The organism is Anaerostipes amylophilus (assembly GCF_025567365.1).
In the GTDB taxonomy this organism is placed as follows: domain Bacteria; phylum Bacillota; class Clostridia; order Lachnospirales; family Lachnospiraceae; genus Anaerostipes; species Anaerostipes amylophilus.
Window position 1 is genome coordinate 119,607 of record NZ_JAOQJG010000006.1, and the last position, 17,850, is coordinate 137,456.

21 protein-coding genes and 4 pseudogenes are annotated in these 17,850 nt (G+C 36.3%); 20 read left to right on the forward strand and 5 right to left on the reverse strand.

Going from position 1 to position 17,850, the window contains the following annotated elements; translation table 11 throughout:
- The first annotated feature begins 268 nt into the window (after positions 1–268).
- From OCV53_RS09865 to OCV53_RS09895, 7 genes and pseudogenes are all read left to right on the forward strand, one after another.
- On the forward strand, positions 269–604 hold the full coding sequence (locus OCV53_RS09865; protein WP_055198004.1) for a nucleotidyltransferase domain-containing protein: 336 nt from the start codon (positions 269–271) through the stop codon (positions 602–604).
- Positions 597–998, forward strand: coding sequence for a HEPN domain-containing protein (locus OCV53_RS09870; RefSeq protein WP_055198007.1), 402 nt, complete (start codon positions 597–599; stop codon positions 996–998). The genes OCV53_RS09865 and OCV53_RS09870 overlap by 8 nt, the downstream gene beginning before the upstream one ends.
- A gap of 137 nt (positions 999–1,135) precedes the next feature.
- Positions 1,136–1,984 (forward strand): annotated as a pseudogene (locus OCV53_RS09875) (virulence RhuM family protein); the annotation flags it as partial.
- Positions 1,985–2,365: 381 nt separating this feature from the next.
- Positions 2,366–2,578 (forward strand): annotated as a pseudogene (locus OCV53_RS09880) (hypothetical protein); the annotation flags it as partial.
- A 238-nt stretch (positions 2,579–2,816) separates the two neighbouring features.
- Entirely contained in the window at positions 2,817–3,653 is an 837-nt protein-coding gene (locus tag OCV53_RS09885; RefSeq protein ID WP_055198011.1) for a TIGR02452 family protein, read from the forward strand.
- Positions 3,654–3,680: 27 nt separating this feature from the next.
- Positions 3,681–3,998 (forward strand): DUF3990 domain-containing protein, encoded by a 318-nt coding sequence (locus tag OCV53_RS09890; RefSeq protein ID WP_331485939.1) that lies wholly within the window; start codon positions 3,681–3,683, stop codon positions 3,996–3,998.
- Positions 3,976–4,419: a hypothetical protein gene (locus OCV53_RS09895; protein ID WP_055198015.1), complete on the forward strand. Its 444-nt coding sequence runs from the start codon at positions 3,976–3,978 to the stop codon at positions 4,417–4,419. Before OCV53_RS09890 ends, OCV53_RS09895 begins: the two co-directional genes overlap by 23 nt.
- A 164-nt stretch (positions 4,420–4,583) precedes the next feature.
- On the opposite strand, the pseudogene istB reads toward OCV53_RS09895, so the two are convergent.
- Together istB and istA are read right to left on the reverse strand one after the other, a co-directional pair.
- Positions 4,584–5,200: pseudogene (gene istB, locus OCV53_RS12560) on the reverse strand (IS21-like element helper ATPase IstB).
- 47 nt (positions 5,201–5,247) lie between these two features.
- Positions 5,248–6,542, reverse strand: a pseudogene (gene istA / locus OCV53_RS09905) (IS21 family transposase).
- A gap of 197 nt (positions 6,543–6,739) precedes the next feature.
- On the opposite strand from istA, the gene xylB reads away from it, so the two are divergent.
- Positions 6,740–8,197 (forward strand): xylulokinase, encoded by a 1,458-nt coding sequence (xylB, locus tag OCV53_RS09910; protein WP_055198016.1) that lies wholly within the window; start codon positions 6,740–6,742, stop codon positions 8,195–8,197.
- A gap of 117 nt (positions 8,198–8,314) precedes the next feature.
- Here xylB and OCV53_RS09915 read toward each other — a convergent pair whose 3' ends face one another.
- Positions 8,315–8,740 (reverse strand): tetratricopeptide repeat protein, encoded by a 426-nt coding sequence (locus OCV53_RS09915; protein ID WP_262568801.1) that lies wholly within the window; start codon positions 8,738–8,740, stop codon positions 8,315–8,317.
- The gene (locus OCV53_RS09920; RefSeq protein ID WP_172674561.1) at positions 8,685–9,053 is read right to left on the reverse strand and encodes a hypothetical protein; all 369 of its coding nucleotides are present in this window, start codon (positions 9,051–9,053) and stop codon (positions 8,685–8,687) included. The genes OCV53_RS09915 and OCV53_RS09920 overlap by 56 nt, the downstream gene beginning before the upstream one ends.
- Positions 9,054–9,241: 188 nt before the next feature.
- Between OCV53_RS09920 and OCV53_RS09925 the strand changes: the two genes are divergently transcribed.
- From OCV53_RS09925 to OCV53_RS09980, 12 genes are all read left to right on the forward strand, one after another.
- Positions 9,242–9,640, forward strand: coding sequence for a hypothetical protein (locus OCV53_RS09925; RefSeq protein WP_055198020.1), 399 nt, complete (start codon positions 9,242–9,244; stop codon positions 9,638–9,640).
- Between the two features lie 131 nt (positions 9,641–9,771).
- A complete protein-coding gene (locus OCV53_RS09930) occupies positions 9,772–10,272 on the forward strand; it encodes a helix-turn-helix transcriptional regulator (protein WP_055198022.1) in 501 nt (166 codons plus the stop codon).
- Positions 10,272–10,697 carry a hypothetical protein gene (locus OCV53_RS09935; RefSeq protein ID WP_242852156.1) on the forward strand — a complete coding sequence of 142 codons (426 nt, stop codon included), beginning with the start codon at positions 10,272–10,274 and terminating at the stop codon, positions 10,695–10,697. The genes OCV53_RS09930 and OCV53_RS09935 overlap by 1 nt, the downstream gene beginning before the upstream one ends.
- A gap of 149 nt (positions 10,698–10,846) precedes the next feature.
- Positions 10,847–11,197 (forward strand): hypothetical protein, encoded by a 351-nt coding sequence (locus OCV53_RS09940; protein WP_055198024.1) that lies wholly within the window; start codon positions 10,847–10,849, stop codon positions 11,195–11,197.
- Entirely contained in the window at positions 11,187–12,548 is a 1,362-nt protein-coding gene (locus OCV53_RS09945; RefSeq protein ID WP_055198026.1) for a hypothetical protein, read from the forward strand. The genes OCV53_RS09940 and OCV53_RS09945 overlap by 11 nt, the downstream gene beginning before the upstream one ends.
- Before the next feature lie 43 nt (positions 12,549–12,591).
- Entirely contained in the window at positions 12,592–12,789 is a 198-nt protein-coding gene (locus tag OCV53_RS09950; RefSeq protein WP_055198028.1) for a CDK-activating kinase assembly factor MAT1, read from the forward strand.
- A gap of 302 nt (positions 12,790–13,091) precedes the next feature.
- Positions 13,092–13,547: a hypothetical protein gene (locus OCV53_RS09955; protein ID WP_055198030.1), complete on the forward strand. Its 456-nt coding sequence runs from the start codon at positions 13,092–13,094 to the stop codon at positions 13,545–13,547.
- A 233-nt stretch (positions 13,548–13,780) separates the two neighbouring features.
- Positions 13,781–14,368, forward strand: a complete 588-nt coding sequence (locus OCV53_RS09960; protein ID WP_148368955.1) for a DUF1294 domain-containing protein — start codon at positions 13,781–13,783, stop codon at positions 14,366–14,368.
- Between the two features lie 371 nt (positions 14,369–14,739).
- Positions 14,740–14,865 (forward strand): hypothetical protein, encoded by a 126-nt coding sequence (locus OCV53_RS09965; protein ID WP_262568802.1) that lies wholly within the window; start codon positions 14,740–14,742, stop codon positions 14,863–14,865.
- A gap of 91 nt (positions 14,866–14,956) precedes the next feature.
- Positions 14,957–15,163 (forward strand): hypothetical protein, encoded by a 207-nt coding sequence (locus OCV53_RS09970; RefSeq protein WP_055198035.1) that lies wholly within the window; start codon positions 14,957–14,959, stop codon positions 15,161–15,163.
- Complete coding sequence (locus OCV53_RS09975) at positions 15,160–15,657, forward strand: prolyl-tRNA synthetase associated domain-containing protein (RefSeq protein WP_070097223.1); 498 nt, start codon at positions 15,160–15,162, stop codon at positions 15,655–15,657. The genes OCV53_RS09970 and OCV53_RS09975 overlap by 4 nt, the downstream gene beginning before the upstream one ends.
- A gap of 188 nt (positions 15,658–15,845) precedes the next feature.
- A complete protein-coding gene (locus OCV53_RS09980) occupies positions 15,846–16,256 on the forward strand; it encodes an Ig-like domain-containing protein (RefSeq protein WP_148368957.1) in 411 nt (136 codons plus the stop codon).
- 105 nt (positions 16,257–16,361) lie between these two features.
- On the opposite strand, the gene panF is transcribed toward OCV53_RS09980, so the two are convergent.
- Positions 16,362–17,849, reverse strand: a complete 1,488-nt coding sequence (gene panF, locus OCV53_RS09985; protein WP_055198041.1) for a sodium/pantothenate symporter — start codon at positions 17,847–17,849, stop codon at positions 16,362–16,364.
- Position 17,850: the final 1 nt, after the last annotated feature.

The following is a 17,850-nucleotide window of genomic DNA, read 5'->3' on the forward strand; positions in this document are numbered from 1 at the left end:
TATAAAATAAATTGTACAAATAAGAACAAATTGTTCCAAAAATTCTAAACAAAATAATCATTTAATGTAAAGAAGAAGGTCATTGTAAATCATCATCCAATTAATAGAGTAGATGGTGTGCAATGGCTTTTTCGTTGTTATAGTGATTGAGATATGATAAAATATCAATGTATAAAAAATAATTACAATTGACTATTAAGATAAAAAGTATAGAAATATATTAATAAGGAAATGATTTTATATATATTATTTGGAAGGGAGACTCGTTATGCCAGATAGAATACACAATATAATTTATCAATTTTCTCAGCAACTAAAAGACATAATGGGATCAAAATTAACAAAAGTTATTGTTTATGGCTCTTATGCCAGAGGTGATTATAATTCAAGTTCAGATGTTGATGTTATGATTCTGGTAAAAATGTCAGATAATGAGATTAAAAAAATAGAAAATCAGGTATATGATTTAGCATTTGATATAGAAATGGATACAGGAGTTGATATTTCGCCAATTATAAAAAATGAAGAGCAATATGAATATTGGTTAGATACGTTGCCATTTTATAAAAACATTCATGAAGAAGGGGTGATAGTGAATGGATAAGAAAAGAGATTTATCTATTTACCGAATGCAAAATGCAAAGGATACATTAGATACGGCAAAAATATGCATGGAATATAAGAGATATAAAGACAGTATCAATCGATGTTATTATGCTGCGTTTTATGCAATTAAGGCAGTGTTAGCATTGGAGGGTAAAGATTTTAAAAGGCATAAAGATGCAGTAGGTTATTTTAATCAGGCATATGTAGCGACAGGAAAATTTTCAAGAGATTTTGGAAAACGATTGGGAAGATTAAAAAGAAAACGAGAAGCAAGTGATTATGATGATTTTTATGTTGCTTCAAATGAGGAAGCGATAGAACAGTATGAAAGTGCAGAACTGATTGTCAATCAAGTAGAGCAGTATTTGATGAAGATGGATATAAATATATAACATTTTAGAATAAATTTAAGCCTGTAGAACTTAGAAGATTGAAAATCATAATATATTTAAAGGAAGTTTTGAAATGGAAAATGCATTAAATAGAGTTGGCTTGAATAGGCTTAAGATCCCAGGGACATTAAGAAATCACAGATAGTGAATTAGAAGAGTCTGCAACTATTCGGAATTTCCGAATAGTTCAAACCGAAGGTTTCCGTCAGGTGACTCGTGATACAAAGCATTATAATCTTCAAATGATTATTGCGGTTGGATTCAAGGTTAATAATGAGCGAGCAGTGCAGTTTCGTAAGTGGGCCAATGGCATTGTGAAGGACTACACCATCAAAGGCTGGGTCATGGATGATGAACGCCTGAAAAATGGTGGCTCTGTGCTTACAGTAGAATACTTTGACTGCTTGCTTGAGCAGATTCGTGAGATCCGTCTCTCTGAGCGTAGATTTTACCAGAAGATAACCGATATCTATGCCACAGCTCTTGATTATGATCGGACAGCAAAAACAACAAAGCAGTTCTTTGCAAAGGTTCAAAACAAGATGCATTATGCAGTTCATGGACATACAGCAGCAGAGTTGATTTACGAGTGAGCAGATGCTGATAAGCCACATATGGGATTAACCACTTGGGCAGCAGCACCGGAAGGTAAGATAGTAAAAAGCAATGTGAGCATTGCGAAGAATTATCTGAGTGAGCAGGAAATGCGGTCACTGGAGCGTATTGTATCCGCTTATCTGGATTTGGCAGAGGATCGTGCGGAACGTCATATTCCGATGACAATGGAGGACTGGGCAAAGCGCTTGGATTTATTTCTGATGGCAGATGACAGAGAGGTTCTTCAGGATGCAGGTAAAATCACTGCTGAGATTGCTAAAGCAAAAGCTGAGACCGAATTTGAAAAATACCGCGTGATTCAGGACAGATTATTTATGTCTGATTTTGATAAGTACATGTTGGAACTGGAGGAGAATGCGAAGAAGTAGCAGTGGCGCAATTAAAATTTTCTGCTAAATTTCCAGCTTGCCAAGGTCGAGTGTATGGGAGTTGGGGCATCAGTCGGGGCGAAAAATAGCTGTTGACCTGTTCTCTGTACGAAAAACAGATAAGGTTGAGGCGATGGCAGTTCTTCGTCAAATTTGACTTTTATGTTGGAATCACTATAATAGTAGAAACGAATAAAAAAGTTGAACTTTTTCCGTAGACGGGCGAGGTTCAGACTGTGATATGGATAGCGAATTGTATCAATACTTTTTTGCTACAGAATTTGTTGATATGTTTCCGCAAACAAACGGAGATATTTTGCTACAGTCCACATTAGTCTGGATCGGTTACCGAAAACTGACATCAATCTGGACGTATCGTGCCATGTGGAGACGGTGGTACTGCTTTCCCACAAAAAGCCAAACGGGCATATCAACTACAAGCCCAAAGAGCGAGTGACCTACAAAATGATAAAGGAGTATATAGAAGCTAAATACGGCTTCAAAGTACATACCGCATATATCGCAGAGGTAAAGAGAGATTTAGGCTTGCCGATGTACGATGCTCCTAATGCGGTGGAAGAATTGAAACAGCCGAGTTTGAGTAGTAGATATTAAGAAATCACGACACTGGGAATAATTAAGATTCTGTAGACATTAATTAATCAGAATAAACCGAAAAATTCTAAACAAAATACCCATTAATAAATTTATTAAAGCTGTTGTTACTTAATATCTCCTTGGGAGTATTAATAGCAATGGCTTTTTATTGTAAAAATAGGTTGTATTTATCCTAGTTTATACATATAACAAAGAAAAAGAGAGAAATTGGATTATGGGAAAACAAGAAAACATAAAAATATTCGAAGATACAGAAACATTATGTAAAACAAATTCAAGCTTAAAACAATCGATCAAAAATTCAATATGTAACCAAAAACTAATCCTCCAAAAACAAAGAATAAATAGCAATAACCAGAAACGATATGAAAAACCTGCAAATATTATTGTATCAAAAAAGAGAACATTACAAGCAGCATCGGCATATAAAAATACTAAGACAGCGGTACATAATTTGGCTTCCGCAACTAATCCAGGTGGTGGAGTAAAAAGAGGATTTAATGCACAAGAAGAATGTCTGTGCAGATGTTCAGGACTATATGTTTGTCTAAATGCACAAACAATGTGGGATGGATTCTATTCTCCACACAGACAAGCACATAATCCAATTTATAATGATGATATCATTTATACACCTGCAGTCACAGTATTTAAAACAGATATTGAACAACCAGAGATCATGGATGCATCTGATTGGTATGATGTAGATGTAATCACATGTGCAGCTCCGAATCTAAGAGTCCAAAATAATTATAATGGCAAGTCATCATATAATAATGCGAAAAAGATGACAAATGACGAATTATTAAAATTACATGAAAAGCGATTAAAAAGAATTTTGGATACAGCACTTTCAGAAGATGATGAAACGATAATTCTTGGGGCATTTGGATGTGGTGCATTTATGAATGATCCTCAGGTTGTTGCTCAGGCAGCAAAAAATGTAATTCGAGAATACTTATATAGTTTCAAAAATATTGAATTTGCGGTGTATTGTTCTCCAAGAGATGATCGAAATTATAGAATTTTTGATAGAGTTTTGAAGAAATAGTGGGCATAGGACATTGATCACTGGGACATTAAGAAATCCAAACCAAAGGATAGTTTGAAAATATTAAAATTTCCAGAAATGTCAGATGAGTGGTTAGACCTTATTGCACAATGTAGAAACGGAAAAACACATAATTATGATATTGTAGAAGGACCTATGGCAGATGATACAGTATGGAATTATGTAAATGATTTTCTTACAGGACGAATTAGTAGGAAACAATTTTGGGTATTAGCAGAATTTAAACATCCAACACATCAGATCAGTTTTCATACCATGTCAGTACTTGATTGTTTGACATATAAAAAGAGTGAGGTAGTTTATGACAGAAAAAGAAAGAAATGATTATTTTTATGTTTGCTCATTGATAGAATATATAGCACGGGAAACCAAGAATCATAGAGGATATATTGTCAAATGTATTGGACAGGAAGGAATTGAGAATTTATTATATGATGCAGAAGTCAATCATTGCTTAAGTTTTGAACAGGTATGTGATGAAGTTGTAGAAGTATATAAGATAAAAGAAGGCAAATTTGACACGATTTCAGAATGTCAATATGATGTACCAAGTTTCTTAGATATTGGAAAATTATATAGTATTATGATAGAAGATTGTGCGAAAGAAGGAAAAGAGGCAGAGGAACTTATAAAGATATTTACTTCATTTATCAGTGATGAAATATCTGATTTTAATACCGATTTATATTATCAGAATCCAGATTATATCGAGTGTTCATATAAAGAAGGAAAGCTATTGGCTTAGAAAGAACAACTTTTATCAATTTTGGATAAATCTTTTTCATTCATCGGACATCCAAAGGTGGTTACGTGGCTTGAAATACTGTTAAGGTTCCGAACTTAAGTGCCCTGATATAAATGTCAACATTAAAATGTACATTTTTGATCATTTAAGAATGTACATTTTTGCTATTCTTCCTCTTGATCGGTATATTTTTTTAAGCGATAAGATTTTCCTGTGATATTTACCACATGTGCATGATGTAACACTCGGTCAAGAATCGCATTTGCGATCACTGGATCAAAAAATACATCATCCCATGAATTAAAGTTGATATTTGTGGTAATGATCGTACTTCTTTTTTCATATCGCTTGTCAATCAGTTGGAAAAACAGCTTTGCATCATCTTTTTCAATCGGAAGATAACCAAGCTCATCAATGATCAGCAGCTTATATTTGAAAAAATGTTTTAATCTTGCTTCTAGACGATTCTCCAGTTTTGCTTTTTTAGCTGCATGATCAGATCATGGCATTTGATAAAATATGTACTGTAACGTTTTTTTGCTGCAGTTACTCCAATCGCAGTGGCAAGATGTGTCTTACCTACTCCGCTCGGACCTAAAAACACGATGTTTTCAGCATTTTCCAGAAATCTTAAAGTTGCAAAATCCTTGATCTCTTCCGGATTGATGGATGGCTGAAATTCAAAATCAATCTCATAATTCGTTAGTTTACAGAGACCTTCCGTAAATGATAATGGTGACGAAGTGATCAGATCGATCACTTCATCAAGATGAAGATCCATCTGATTCAGCTTCAGATACTCAAGGTTTTTTTAATTGTACATATGTGCTATTCATTTTTAAACATTGCTCCTATCTGTGTCAGGTTTTCTTTTGCAATCTTTTCAATATCCATTGTCTGCTCTTTGAACGTCTGTTTACTGATAGCAACATAATGATCGTGTGTATAATTGAGTTTTTTGCACTGATCGGATGTATCACGATCAGTTCTGTGTTATAGTACACATACAAATAATTATCATATACCTGTAATACCAGACGTTTTCCAAGATATTTTGGTGGTACGGAATATTGATTGGAACGATAAGTGATCATACAGGATGAATTCACTTTTACAGTTGTATGGGTCATCTGATAAGGCTTTCTTATCACATTGCGTGGAAGTGGTGATAAGTGAGCCTTTTCTTTTTGAAGATACATTACAGGGATCCTTCCGGTTCCTGGGTGTACCGCATGATTGATCCGTTCATTCAGTTTATGGACCAGTTGATTGAGCTCATGATAATCGAGAAGTCCGTTATAAGCATAGAGTTCATCGAGCAGTTTCATCGGAGCTTCTACTTTTGCTTTTGTCTGAGGCCGTGCAGCAATACAGGGTCGTACCTTAAATCCATAATCTGAAGCAAACTGGGCAAAGCGTGGATTCACTTTTCCTTTACTGTAAGCAGTCCGTGGCTGATCCATGACCGTCTTCATGTTATCTGTCAGAAGTTCTTCAGGGACTCCACCGAATGTTTCAAAGGCATCATTGATAAAGGAACATAAGATATCCTGTGTTTTCGATAATGATAATCTGTAAACACGAAACCGAGATGATGACAGCAGCAACACAAAGATGTTGATATCAATCCATTCACTGGATTTTAACAGAAACTTTATGGATTCTTTCCAGTCCAGCTGTGCCTGTTTCCCAAGAGGAGTTTCAAAACGCAGATGAGATTTCTTTTTGATATGTCGTTTCTGCCTTCGTTCAAAATAAGACTGGAATTCCGAATGCTGGCTGATGTATCTGCGGAAACTTGACTGGGCACAGGAAAGCCCGTGATTATCTTTTAAGAATTGCCATAAAACACGTTTATAATAGAAAATCTGCTGGTTTTCATCGGAAAGAAGATCTTTGATGATATCATAATAATCATCAATGCAAGATGAACGCCTGCGGGCTGTTGGTTTTTCATATCCTTTTAGATATTTATCAACCGTCCGTCGATCTTTTCCCAGCTCTCTGGCAATCTGACTTTTATTAATTTTCAATGTACTGTCCTCCAAAAAAGGTTTTAGTTTTACCAGATCCCTTAAAGAATTGATCTGAATGTCACTAGTAATCTTTGGTGTATATATCATAATAAATTCCTCCGTAGAGAATTTATTATAATGTGATTTTGTACATTTTTAAATAATCATTTCTGTACATTCTTATATTAGCATTTATAGAAGTTTTCAAGTATGTTGGTGTTTCGGTAGAAGAAATCGGTTATAATCAGCCGAAAGGAGTAAGATATCCAACAGAAAATCCATGGAGATAAAAAGGAGGATACGAAATGCTGTACATAGGTATTGATCTTGGTACATCAGCAGTGAAATTGCTGCTGATGGATCAGGATGGGAAAATTCACAAAATTGTTTCAAAAGAATATCCGCTTTACTTTCCAAAGCCGGGTTGGAGTGAACAGAGTCCAGAAGACTGGTGGAAACAGACCAGGGGCGGAATCAAAGAACTGACTGCAGAGTGTGATAAGAGTCAGATTGCTGGTATTGGCTTTGGTGGTCAGATGCATGGTTTGGTGATTCTTGATAAAAATGATGAAGTAATCCGACCGGCAATTCTCTGGAATGATGGAAGAACTGTAAAGGAGACAAACTATTTAAACGAAGTAATAGGGAAAGAAAGACTGTCTGAATGCACGGCGAATATTGCGTTTGCTGGGTTTACTGCACCAAAGATACTGTGGTTAAAGGAAAATGAACCGGATAACTTTGCGAAAATTGATAAAATCATGTTGCCAAAAGATTATCTTGCATATAGATTGAGTGGGTGTTTCTGTACAGATTATTCGGATGCTTCCGGAACATTGTTGCTAAATGTGAAAAATCGTTGCTGGTCTAAAGAAATGATGAAAATCTGTGATGTTAGAGAAGAGCAGCTCCCTGCACTTTTTGAAAGTTACGAAGTGGTAGGCGGCATCAAAACAGAGTTTGCAGAAGAATTTGGCTTTACAATCAATGTGAAAATTGTTGCAGGAGCAGGCGATAACGCAGCGGCTGCTGTGGGAACAGGAACCGTTGGTGAAGGTGGCTGTAATATTTCTCTGGGTACTTCAGGTACAATCTTTATTTCCAGTAAAGATTTCCGGGTAGATGAGAACAATGCACTGCATTCATTTGATCATGCAGATGGAGGATACCATCTTATGGGGTGCATGTTAAGCGCAGCCTCCTGCAACAAATGGTGGATGGAAGAAATCTTAAAAACTGAAGAGTTTGATAAAGAGCAGGAAAATATTACGAAACTGGGTGAGAACCAGATATTTTATCTGCCGTACTTGATGGGTGAACGTTCTCCGCACAATGATCCGGATGCAAGAGCGATGTTTATCGGAATGTCCATGGACACCGGAAGAGAAGAAATGACTCAGGCTGTACTGGAAGGAGTTGCTTTTGGATTACGTGATTCTTTAGAAGTCGCGAGAAGTTTGAATATTCCCATTAGACGAACAAAAATCTGTGGCGGTGGTGCAAAGAGCCAACTGTGGAAAAAGATCATTGCAAATGTTATGAATTTGAAAGTGGATGTGATCGAAAGCGAAGAAGGGCCGGGATACGGTGGTGCTATGTTAGCGGCAGTAGGTTGTGGCGAGTATGAAAATGTACAAGCGGCAGCAGAGAAAATGATAAAAGTAGTTGATACCATCGATCCAGATATGGAGCTGGTAGCAAAATATGAGGAGAAATATCAAAAGTTTCGTCAGATTTATCCTGCTGTGAAAGGATTGTTTTAATGAGATGAGGTTTGACGAAATGTCATAATGTTTCTGTAGTGAAGGTAAAGACTTTCTCCCAAAAGTGGGAAAAAGCCAATATAACGGCGGGCAATGATGTCCGCCGTATAATTATGCTTATTTATTTTTGGAAGCTAATATGTTTTTTGCTAGTGCAATGCCGACTTGTGGACATAGTTCCCGAATTTCCTGATATTTTTCTTCAATCAAATCTGGCTCATCTGCCAAGACATCCTCATAAATTTTCATCGCTTTTTTGAAATGTGTTTTAGCCTGTGAGATATTTGCTGTGATCAGGCAGATATTTCCCATGGATTCTTGCACCCGGGCATAATCCAGACAGTGATCCGAATTATAGTCTTTGATAATCTGTGCCAGTTTCTGGAGAGCCGACATTGCCCACTCTGGTTCCTGCATTTCTGTCAATAAGGCAGCATAATTGTTGATTTGGGAAATGCTGTCATTGGTATAAAGCAGTTGGTACTGCTCAAGAAGGAAGATACCCTTTTTCCATGTGTTCTTTTGCAAGCTCTGCCTGATCATTCATGCGGTAAAGACCGCCCAGATTCGCATGAAGGTTGGAGACAAGGTGGGCATTGTCCTCTGTGATTTCTTTGATCTGTGCAAGGGCTTCTTTTTCCAGTTTGATGGCTTTTTCCGGCTTTGTTTCCATACATGCCTGATAGTCCAGTAATAATGCACGGTCGGTAGCACTACCGTTTTCATTCCCTTTCAAAAGCTGCTTCATCTCCAGGATAATCTCTTTCATACCTTTCCTGTAACGGTATTTCTCCATATATAGGAAGACATCCTCAAGAAACAGCAGGTACTTGGTCAGATCATCTTTTTCCATCATCCGTATGATATTCCCGACTGTCTGAAACAGTTTTTTATAATAGCTGACTTCCGTTCCATGCATCAGACATATTTTTTGCAGAGAATCAAGCAAAGTATGGCAGGCTGTGACCGAAGGTTTTGTTTCTGAAAGGGCAATCTTCTGAATCAACGGATGCAGGGAAATTGTATGCCGTGTAGTTCATTCTTATGTTAGCATTTATAGATGTGATAGCTATTCTGGAAGAGAATATTCTGGAAGTTATCAGCCAAGACAATTCTGATGAAATCGAGGAAATTAACAAGACCATTGCAGAAAAGCAGAAGGAACTCTTGGCATTGGTACATGGCAAAAAAGACTATTCAAAATGTGCTGATGAAATGGAAGAACTAAGACAGAATAAACAGTTGCTTTTGGTAAAGCATGCTCAGACTGAAGGTACCAGACAACGAATCAATGAACTGGCAGCATACGTTAAAACACAGGATACTCAGATAACAGAGTATGATGATAAATTGGTTAGAAAATACATCGAGCAGATACAGATCTATGACGATAAGTTTGTGGTCTGCTTTAAGGCAAAGATGGAAATCAATATTTTAAGATAAATATATTGAGTGAACTGTCCTCACTACTAAGAAGAAATTCTTGGTAGTGAGGTTATTTTTGTTGAAAATACAATGTACATTGACAAATATATTGTCAAGTGATATTATATTTTCAACAGGAGGATATATCAATGGTAGAGATTCAGAGAATGCAAGATAATTTATTATTGATTCGTAGGGCTATTGGGTGGACTGCATCTGAATTTGGTGAACAGATTGGTGTTACCCGTCAGACGATAAATAATATCGAAAGTGGAAGAAACAAACTGACGAAGACACAGTATATTGCTATGAGAAGTGTGATTGATGCAGAGATTGTAAAGCATCCGGAGGAAACAGAGATGGTTAAAATTCTCCTAGATATGCTAATTGATCATCCGGAAAATTATTCGAAGGCTGATTATAATGAATTGCTTGAGAAAGCAAACTTAATGTCTCCATCAATATTAGCAGGTACTGCAACAAGGGAGACTGTTTCCAAAGAGTGGATGAAGACTGCAGGAGCAGTTGGAGCAGTTGTAGCAGGTGCAATGGCAGTTCCTTTTGTAGGAACACCGATTGTGGGTGCTGCAGTCGGAGGATGGTTAGCAAAAGCAGTTATGGCTACAGATAAGAGGAAGGGGGATAAGTGATGAGCAACCATCAAAAAGGTTATATTACCAAAAAGAAAAATATGAATTTTCAGAGTGTAGAATCACTTCAATCCATTGTTAATGTGGTGAATGAGGCTGCTGCTGTTAATGATAAAAAGAGAACAATAAGGGAAAGTGCGATTCCAGAAGTGTTAGCTGGGGCACTTGGTGCAGGTATTGGAGGAGTAGGTTCATTTGCTGCTTTGTATGGTTTGGGCTCAGTTGTGGGACTCTCAGCCGCAGGAATAACCTCTGGCCTCGCTGCTGCTGGTGGTATTGTAGGTGGTGGAATGGTAGCCGGAGTTTTTGTACTTGCTGCACCAGTCGCCGTCCTTGGAGGAGTTGGTGTAGGAGTTGTCTCACATCTGAAAAACAAACAATTACGTCAAGAAAAAGAGAGACTTTATAAGGAAGCTTTAAAGTAAACATGATGCAATTATTAAAGCTTTAAAAGAAGAAGCTGATGCAGACAAAGAACGAATGGATTATCTGCAAAGCCTAAACATCCTACTTCAAAGAGCAATAACGGATTTGCAGAAAGATTTAGGAATAGCATCATAACGGAGGTGTGCAGATGGAACAGGAGAACGAAGAATTAGAAATGCAAAACAATTCGAATAATATATTTGATAATTTCGTAAACGGAATAGAAGAACATCCGAAAGAAGCGAGTGTTGGTATATTAGGTCTCCTGGCAGCCCTGGGAATGACTAATTTTATTCAATGGAGAAAAAGACGGAAAGAGAAAAAGCGTCATGAAGAAGTAGAGAATCTTCAGAAGGATGCAATTCAGAAACAAGATGCTCAGATTCAAGACTATAGGGACTTATCCGAAGAAAATGAGTATTTGAAAAAATTAAACAGTTCCCTATGTGATGCACTTGTGGAGTCAAGCGAAGGTGGTGAATCTGATAATGAAGGATAAAAGCAGAAGCATGGAGCAAGAAATAAATAATGTACTTGTACATCACGATATGATGTTAAAAGAAATCCAAGAGAAAAGAAAGCAGGCATCACAATTTGATACTTCTGCTGCAGAGAAAATCTTGAAAAGTAGAGGGTACGATTTACCGCAAAGGAAAGATTCTGTAGCACCATTGAACAAACGTAGAGTAGTGGTCGTGCGTCCTTGGAACGAGATTCTAGAAGAGGCAGATAAGTTTGTTGTGGGCGAGTGTGAGATAGAATCTATATTCACAGAGGAAGAACTGCAACAGAATAAAGAGGCTGTTCGATTGATGAATGAAGAGTTTAATCAAATACATCATCTTGATAAAGTTGATGTGGCAATCGGAGCGCTTGCCGGAATGGTTGGAGCAGCTGTGGATATATTGATGGTCGGTATTCCTGAAAAAACACCAGAAGGGTTAAAAGCAGGACCACTGTCTAATTATATTAGAGATTATTTTGATAGAAAGTTCCCTGAAGAAGAAATGCAAAAACTAGCTAATTCGAAAGAAAGCAAGGTTCCATTTGATGCACAGGATAATCGCCATACAACAATTCGTGTTGAAGGTTTATCTGCTTACTATCACAGATTACTGCAGTTAGGACATGATCCGGTTCTAGGATTTGTTTTTGGAGTTGCTGATATATTAACTGGCCGTATGACAACCATAGATAAGACGGGTAAGGTAGTTAGCCAGGTAATGGAGAATTATGCTGATAGAAAAGAAACAGAAATCTTCAGGGCTCTGGCAAAGCAGATTGCTCATTTTAAATCAGACGTCACTACATCAATGGGATTGCCGGCACCGTTTATGAGTATGTTCAATCTGCTCCAATTTGGGAACATTGGTGAATATGATCAAACCATTGCTGAAATAGTGCAGGGAATGTATTACGAGGGATATGACTTTATTCACTTCTGTTCAATGTCGATTCCAACAATGCTTGTTGAAGTAATTGTTCGAATGGGATATGCGTTCAAAAGAATTAACGAAGGTCATGCAATAAAGGATTCTATTCCAGTTTCATTAAATAGAGAAAAGCATCCAAAGTTAGCTACAATGTTATTTTTAGGGCATTCAGCGGCAACAGCTGTGAATGCCGGAAAGGTTGCCTTTACTGAAAACCCTATGGCAATCAATTACGCTCAGTGGATTGCTTTTACGAAGTATTCATATTCTCAGCTGAAATGGGCAGTCATGAAGAAACCTGCGATGAGAGATGCTTATGTAATAGGAAAGATATATGAGGAAATGAATGTTGTATTTGCCGAAGTTGATAATACGTTTGAAGAATATACACGAGACAAAATTGTCATTTATAGCTGAAAAGTAGTTACTAAAAAGCAAATGACAGGTGGAGGTAAGAGAAATGGATGAATATTTTTGTCCTAATTGTGGAGCTACATTAAATTATCAAGATGGATTCGATCCATCGCTTGGAGCATGGACATGCACAGAATGTGGGCATACAAATGGAATAAATGAGGATGAAATTATAGATGGTAAGCATTTTACCTGTCCTGAATGTGGAGCAATATTAAATAACCAGTTCGGTTTCAATGCATAGGATGATGATTGGGAGTGTTCATCATGTGGAGCAAAACTGACACATAGTTACTCGGATGATGATTATAGTGTTGTGGAAGAAGATAAAATATGTTGTCCCAATTGTGATGCTAATTTGGAAGATTAATGGGGATATTCAGAGTATAATTACGATTGGACATGTACAGAGTGTGGTGCTCATCTTCATCGTGAATATACATCAGATGAGTTTGAGCAGGTAGAAGAGAAGAGTATGATGATTGGAAATGTGAATGTTGTGGCACGAAACTTCATAGATATTTTGGGGATCATGAATATTCGATTGTGGACGAAAATGATGATGACCATACAGATACTAGCGAGACAAAAGAGCCACACTCTTATTCCAGTGAACAATTTACATATAGAGATGCCTTTGATCGCGAGGATAAATCAGTTTTATTAAAGGAAAAATCAGAACTTCGAAAAATAAGAATGAAGGCGTTCTTCACATCTAGGAAGAAGGTGCCAATTGGTTATAGTACACAGCAACTGGTAGGCAAAAACTACAGAGAAGTGGAAAATAGACTGTATAATCAAGCATTCAAGAATATACATCTTAAGTCTCAAAAAGATATTTATGTGAATTCTATTTTTAAAGATGGAGAAGTAGAAAGTGTATTGATTAATGGAACTACAGTTTTTTCACAACAGGAAATGTATCCTTATGATTCTGAGGTGGTCATTACTTACCACGAAAAACGAGAAATCACAATTTCGTTTACACACGGAAATTTATGAAAATTGAATTATATGGATGTTCATAAGAAACTTTCAAATTTGGGATTTATCAATATTTCTGTTCAACCCATAAATGATCTTACAACTGGTTGGATAAAAAAGGACGGCTCGGTAGAAAGTGTGAGAATAAATAGTAACACAAATTATAGAAAAGGTGCAGTTTTTAAGTATGATGTTCCAATCGTGATAGAATATCATACATTCAAGAATAGACACTAAAGAGGATACAGATTATGAATTTAGGAATATTTGAATACTACCTTATTGGAGTTAATATAATTGGATTTTTTATGTATCTGCTTAATATGTTTTTGTACTCACATACTGAAAACGGACAAGTTGATGCTATTTTAACTAGCTGGTCTTTAATTGGCGGATCGGCCGGTATATTGCTTGCAATATTACTGTTTGATCGCAAGGCTGTCAAAGATAATATGATGTCGAGAGTGTTTATCGCATGTGTGTTTGTGATACAAGTCATAATATTATTGATGGTAAAGGGGCATCATGCGGATCACATAACACTAGCATTTTGGGAATTTTTTGCAAAATATAAAATATTGTTGATATATTTAGCAGTCATCAATTTTATAGCGTTCGCAGCTTATGCAATTGATAAAGTTAATGCAGCTGAGCATCGTTCAAGAATTAGAATTGTAACGTTACTTGGTTTAGTTTTTGTTGGTGGTTCGATTGGTAGTTTATTGGCAATGTATTTATTGCGTCATAAGACTAAGAAAGATTATTTCACTGTTGGTGTTCCATTAATAATGATAATGCAAGTAGTCGTGATTTTTTATGCAATGAATGCAGGATGGTAATAAGGTATACTTTTTAACGATAGCTCCGACCTATTGTTAAAAGGTTCGTGGATATGTTCCCTAGTACTAAGCCAAAAATCTGAAATTCATAGGGAGCTGTCCTTTCATGTGGAGACGGTCTGTTTGCTGTCACGCAGAAAAATATTAAGGTCCCAGGGGCATTAAGAAATCAGTTTACAAAATAAATTGTACAAATAAGAACAAATTGTTCAAAAATTCTAAACAAAATAATCATTTAAATTATAGCCTTCATAAAAAAATAAGCAGAAAAGTCATTGTAATATTTACAGTGGCTTTTTCATTGTGGTAGAAATTTAATTGTGATAAAATATCATAAAGATGAACTGCACAGAAGTAAGGAGTGAAAGAATATGATGTATCCAGATGGAAAAGTAAAGGTATATATTGAAACACCAGATGAAACAGGTGGATTTCATGATGCTATTTGCTGGTTACCAGATTATACATGGGAAGTTCACGGATATTCAGAGTCATGATGTATTTTAAACAACTTATTCGAGATAATGCACACTTAATTATAGAATTTTCTCAAGAAGGAGGGATTCTGAATGCCGCAAATATTTAGAGTTGGGCCGTATAGCATTTATTTTTGGTCGTATTTTCAAAAATGATCGACGACATCCAGGTGTACTAGTAGAAGTAAGGAAAACAACAGCTGTCGATATAATTTGGAATATGATAAAACTAAAAGTAATCTCAAAAGATGATTTAAATGATTTTTTAGACGAATTAAAACAAGAAATGGAAAGGCGAACAGGAGCATTAGCAAAATGAATAAAAATAGAAAAATCGTTTTAGATACCTTAAATGAGCAAAATATAGAATACGAAATGTTTGAGCATCAAGCTGTCTACACAGTGGATGAAATCGAAGACTCTGATCTGTGGAATCATGAAAATGGCATAGGAGCGAAAAATTTATTTTTAAGAGATGGTAGTGGAAAACACCATTTTCTTGTGATCATTCGAGAAGACAAGCAGGCAGATCTTAAGAAAGTAAGAGATGAGATTGGAAGTTCTAGACTTAGTTTTGCTTCAGCTGAGCGCTTAATGAAATATTTAAATATCGAACCAGGATCTGTTTCGCCATTAGGTATTTTGAATGATAAAGAATGTGTGGTTCCAGTCTTTTTTGATGAAGATCTGAAAGAATACGAATATATTGCAGTACATCCAAATGATAATACAGCGACGATCTGGATGAAACTTACGGATCTTTTGGATGTTATAAAGATGCATGGAAATCAAGTGAATTTTATCAGTGTGTGATAAATTTCATAGAAATTTCTTACAAAAACAACACTGCAACAACTAATATAGAAGTTACAAAAGCTCAGATAGGATATTTATTTTCAGTAAATCCAATAAATTCATTTAGTTTAAAGAATGGAACTTCTAAAAATATTTCCTATAGTATATACAATCATTTTGTCAATGTACCATTGATTTTAAGTGAAATGAAATACAAAGTTTCTTCTCCATCGATATGTAAAGTATCGGCTTCTGGTAAAATAACAGGGTTAAAAGCTGGAAAAACAAGTGTTACGATCACACCAAAACAAGCTCCATCGTTTGCCAAAACGATTACGATAACGGTAACAGATACTTCCCTTGGGAAAGTAACTTGGGGCAAATGTAAGAGATCTTCGAAAACAGTTCAGTTACAGTGGAAGAAAGTAAGCGGTGCAACCTCCTATCAGGTATATCGTTTTAAAGGTAAAAAATGGGTAAGAGTAACAACGACCAAGAAAACAAGTTATAAGTATAAGAAAGCACCAAAGAATGGATCTTATAAAGTACGAGCTGTAAAAACGTCTGGAAAGAAAAAGATATATGGAGCTTTTTCTAAAGTAAAGAAAATTAAATAAACAAAAAGCCTCTGTGTATGATGTTAATAAAAAGTTTGAAACATCACACAGAGGCTTTTTATTATATTATTTATTGATATGTTTCGAATTCAAGTAATCCAAAATCTAGAAACAATTCTTAATAATATCTTCATCAAGTCCATTCTTGCAAGTTATATTTCCTATTACAAAATACAAGATTCCACCGGCAAGAAGTCCCCATACAACGGCATTGATTCCTGCGATCTGTACATTATAGTAACAAAATACATAAGTGATCGCTGCTCCAATAGAACTAAAGACGGCTGCCTGTTTTGTTCCTTTCTTCCAGAACAATCCACCAACTAAAGGCCAGAAGAAACTGCATTCCAGACCACCCAAAGCAAACAGATTCAGGAAGAAAATGATATCAGGTGGATTGATCGTAAGTAAGATGACGATCACACCGAATGCAAATGTAACAAGTGTACTCATCTTTCCAACATTTTTGTTATAAGATTTAATTTTCACAGGATCATCTTTGACAACATAGTTACGCCACAGATCTTTTACAATTGCTGCAGAAGCAAGGATCAAAAGAGAATCAGCAGTAGACATAACAGCAGCCATAGGTGCTGCAAGGAATGTTCCAGCTAATCCAACGGGCATGATCTTCTGAACAATATACGGAATAAAATAATCAGAAGTTGGAAGATTCTTTGTATCTACCAGTGCACCTGCCCATGTACCAGCCATATGCATACCAACGATGATAAAGCTACAAGTAACCGCACCAATCCACATCGCAGAATGAAGACTCTTTGTATTTTTAAATCCCATAGAACGAACAGCGGTCTGTGGAAGTCCAAGAGTACCAAATCCTACAAGAATCCAGAAACTAAGCAAAGTTCCGGGACTATATTTTGAAAATAGATCATCATATACACCAGGTAGATTCTGTGCAAGTCCAGCATCAATACCAGCAAGTCCACCGCCAGCTTTTAATACGAAGAATAAAAGTAAAAATGTACCGACACACATGATGATTCCCTGAATCGTATCTGTGATCGCAACAGCACTGAAACCACCGAAAGATGTATAGATGATAACAACTGCACCAAAGATCAATAAAGAAACGACATGATCAAGTCCTGTGATGGAAGAGATCAAAGTTGCTCCACCAGTAAACTGTCCGATCATCTGTGCCATAAAGAAGATAACCATAAGTAAACTGGTTACGATAACTAATACATCACTTTTATAACGAGCTTTTAAATAACCGACAACAGTAACGGCACCGGTTCTTCTTGAAACTAAAGCTAATTTATTTCCAAGAACCCCAAGTACCAGAAATGTAATCGGAACCTGTACGGTAGCGATCCATGCCTGTGCATATCCGTAAGTAAGACCAGCAGCTCCAGGTCCGGAGATAAAGGAACTTACAGAAGTATAAGTTGCCATGGTTGTCATTGCTAAAAGAAGTCCATTCATATTTCTTCCACCGATAAAGAATTTTTTCTCAGAAGAAGTATGCTGTTTTTTATTCTGACGTTTACTAAAAATGATACCGATCGCGGCATTTAAAATGAGGTAAACGATAAAGATCATAAGAATGATTTTCTGATTTGCTGACATT

Excerpts from the sequence above, each read along its gene's own strand:
- OCV53_RS09865 (WP_055198004.1), top strand. The coding sequence starts at position 269 with ATGCCAGATAGAATACACAATATAATTTATCAATTTTCTCAGCAACTA.
- OCV53_RS09870 (WP_055198007.1), top strand. The coding sequence starts at position 597 with ATGGATAAGAAAAGAGATTTATCTATTTACCGAATGCAAAATGCAAAG.
- OCV53_RS09885 (WP_055198011.1), top strand. The coding sequence starts at position 2,817 with ATGGGAAAACAAGAAAACATAAAAATATTCGAAGATACAGAAACATTA.
- OCV53_RS09895 (WP_055198015.1), top strand. The coding sequence starts at position 3,976 with ATGACAGAAAAAGAAAGAAATGATTATTTTTATGTTTGCTCATTGATA.
- xylB (WP_055198016.1), top strand. The coding sequence starts at position 6,740 with ATGCTGTACATAGGTATTGATCTTGGTACATCAGCAGTGAAATTGCTG.
- OCV53_RS09915 (WP_262568801.1), bottom strand. The coding sequence starts at position 8,740 with ATGATCAGGCAGAGCTTGCAAAAGAACACATGGAAAAAGGGTATCTTC.
- OCV53_RS09920 (WP_172674561.1), bottom strand. The coding sequence starts at position 9,053 with ATGATGGAAAAAGATGATCTGACCAAGTACCTGCTGTTTCTTGAGGAT.
- OCV53_RS09925 (WP_055198020.1), top strand. The coding sequence starts at position 9,242 with ATGTTAGCATTTATAGATGTGATAGCTATTCTGGAAGAGAATATTCTG.
- OCV53_RS09930 (WP_055198022.1), top strand. The coding sequence starts at position 9,772 with ATGGTAGAGATTCAGAGAATGCAAGATAATTTATTATTGATTCGTAGG.
- OCV53_RS09935 (WP_242852156.1), top strand. The coding sequence starts at position 10,272 with ATGAGCAACCATCAAAAAGGTTATATTACCAAAAAGAAAAATATGAAT.
- OCV53_RS09940 (WP_055198024.1), top strand. The coding sequence starts at position 10,847 with ATGGAACAGGAGAACGAAGAATTAGAAATGCAAAACAATTCGAATAAT.
- OCV53_RS09945 (WP_055198026.1), top strand. The coding sequence starts at position 11,187 with ATGAAGGATAAAAGCAGAAGCATGGAGCAAGAAATAAATAATGTACTT.
- OCV53_RS09950 (WP_055198028.1), top strand. The coding sequence starts at position 12,592 with ATGGATGAATATTTTTGTCCTAATTGTGGAGCTACATTAAATTATCAA.
- OCV53_RS09960 (WP_148368955.1), top strand. The coding sequence starts at position 13,781 with ATGAATTTAGGAATATTTGAATACTACCTTATTGGAGTTAATATAATT.
- OCV53_RS09965 (WP_262568802.1), top strand. The coding sequence starts at position 14,740 with ATGATGTATCCAGATGGAAAAGTAAAGGTATATATTGAAACACCAGAT.
- OCV53_RS09975 (WP_070097223.1), top strand. The coding sequence starts at position 15,160 with ATGAATAAAAATAGAAAAATCGTTTTAGATACCTTAAATGAGCAAAAT.
- OCV53_RS09980 (WP_148368957.1), top strand. The coding sequence starts at position 15,846 with ATGAAATACAAAGTTTCTTCTCCATCGATATGTAAAGTATCGGCTTCT.
- panF (WP_055198041.1), bottom strand. The coding sequence starts at position 17,849 with ATGTCAGCAAATCAGAAAATCATTCTTATGATCTTTATCGTTTACCTC.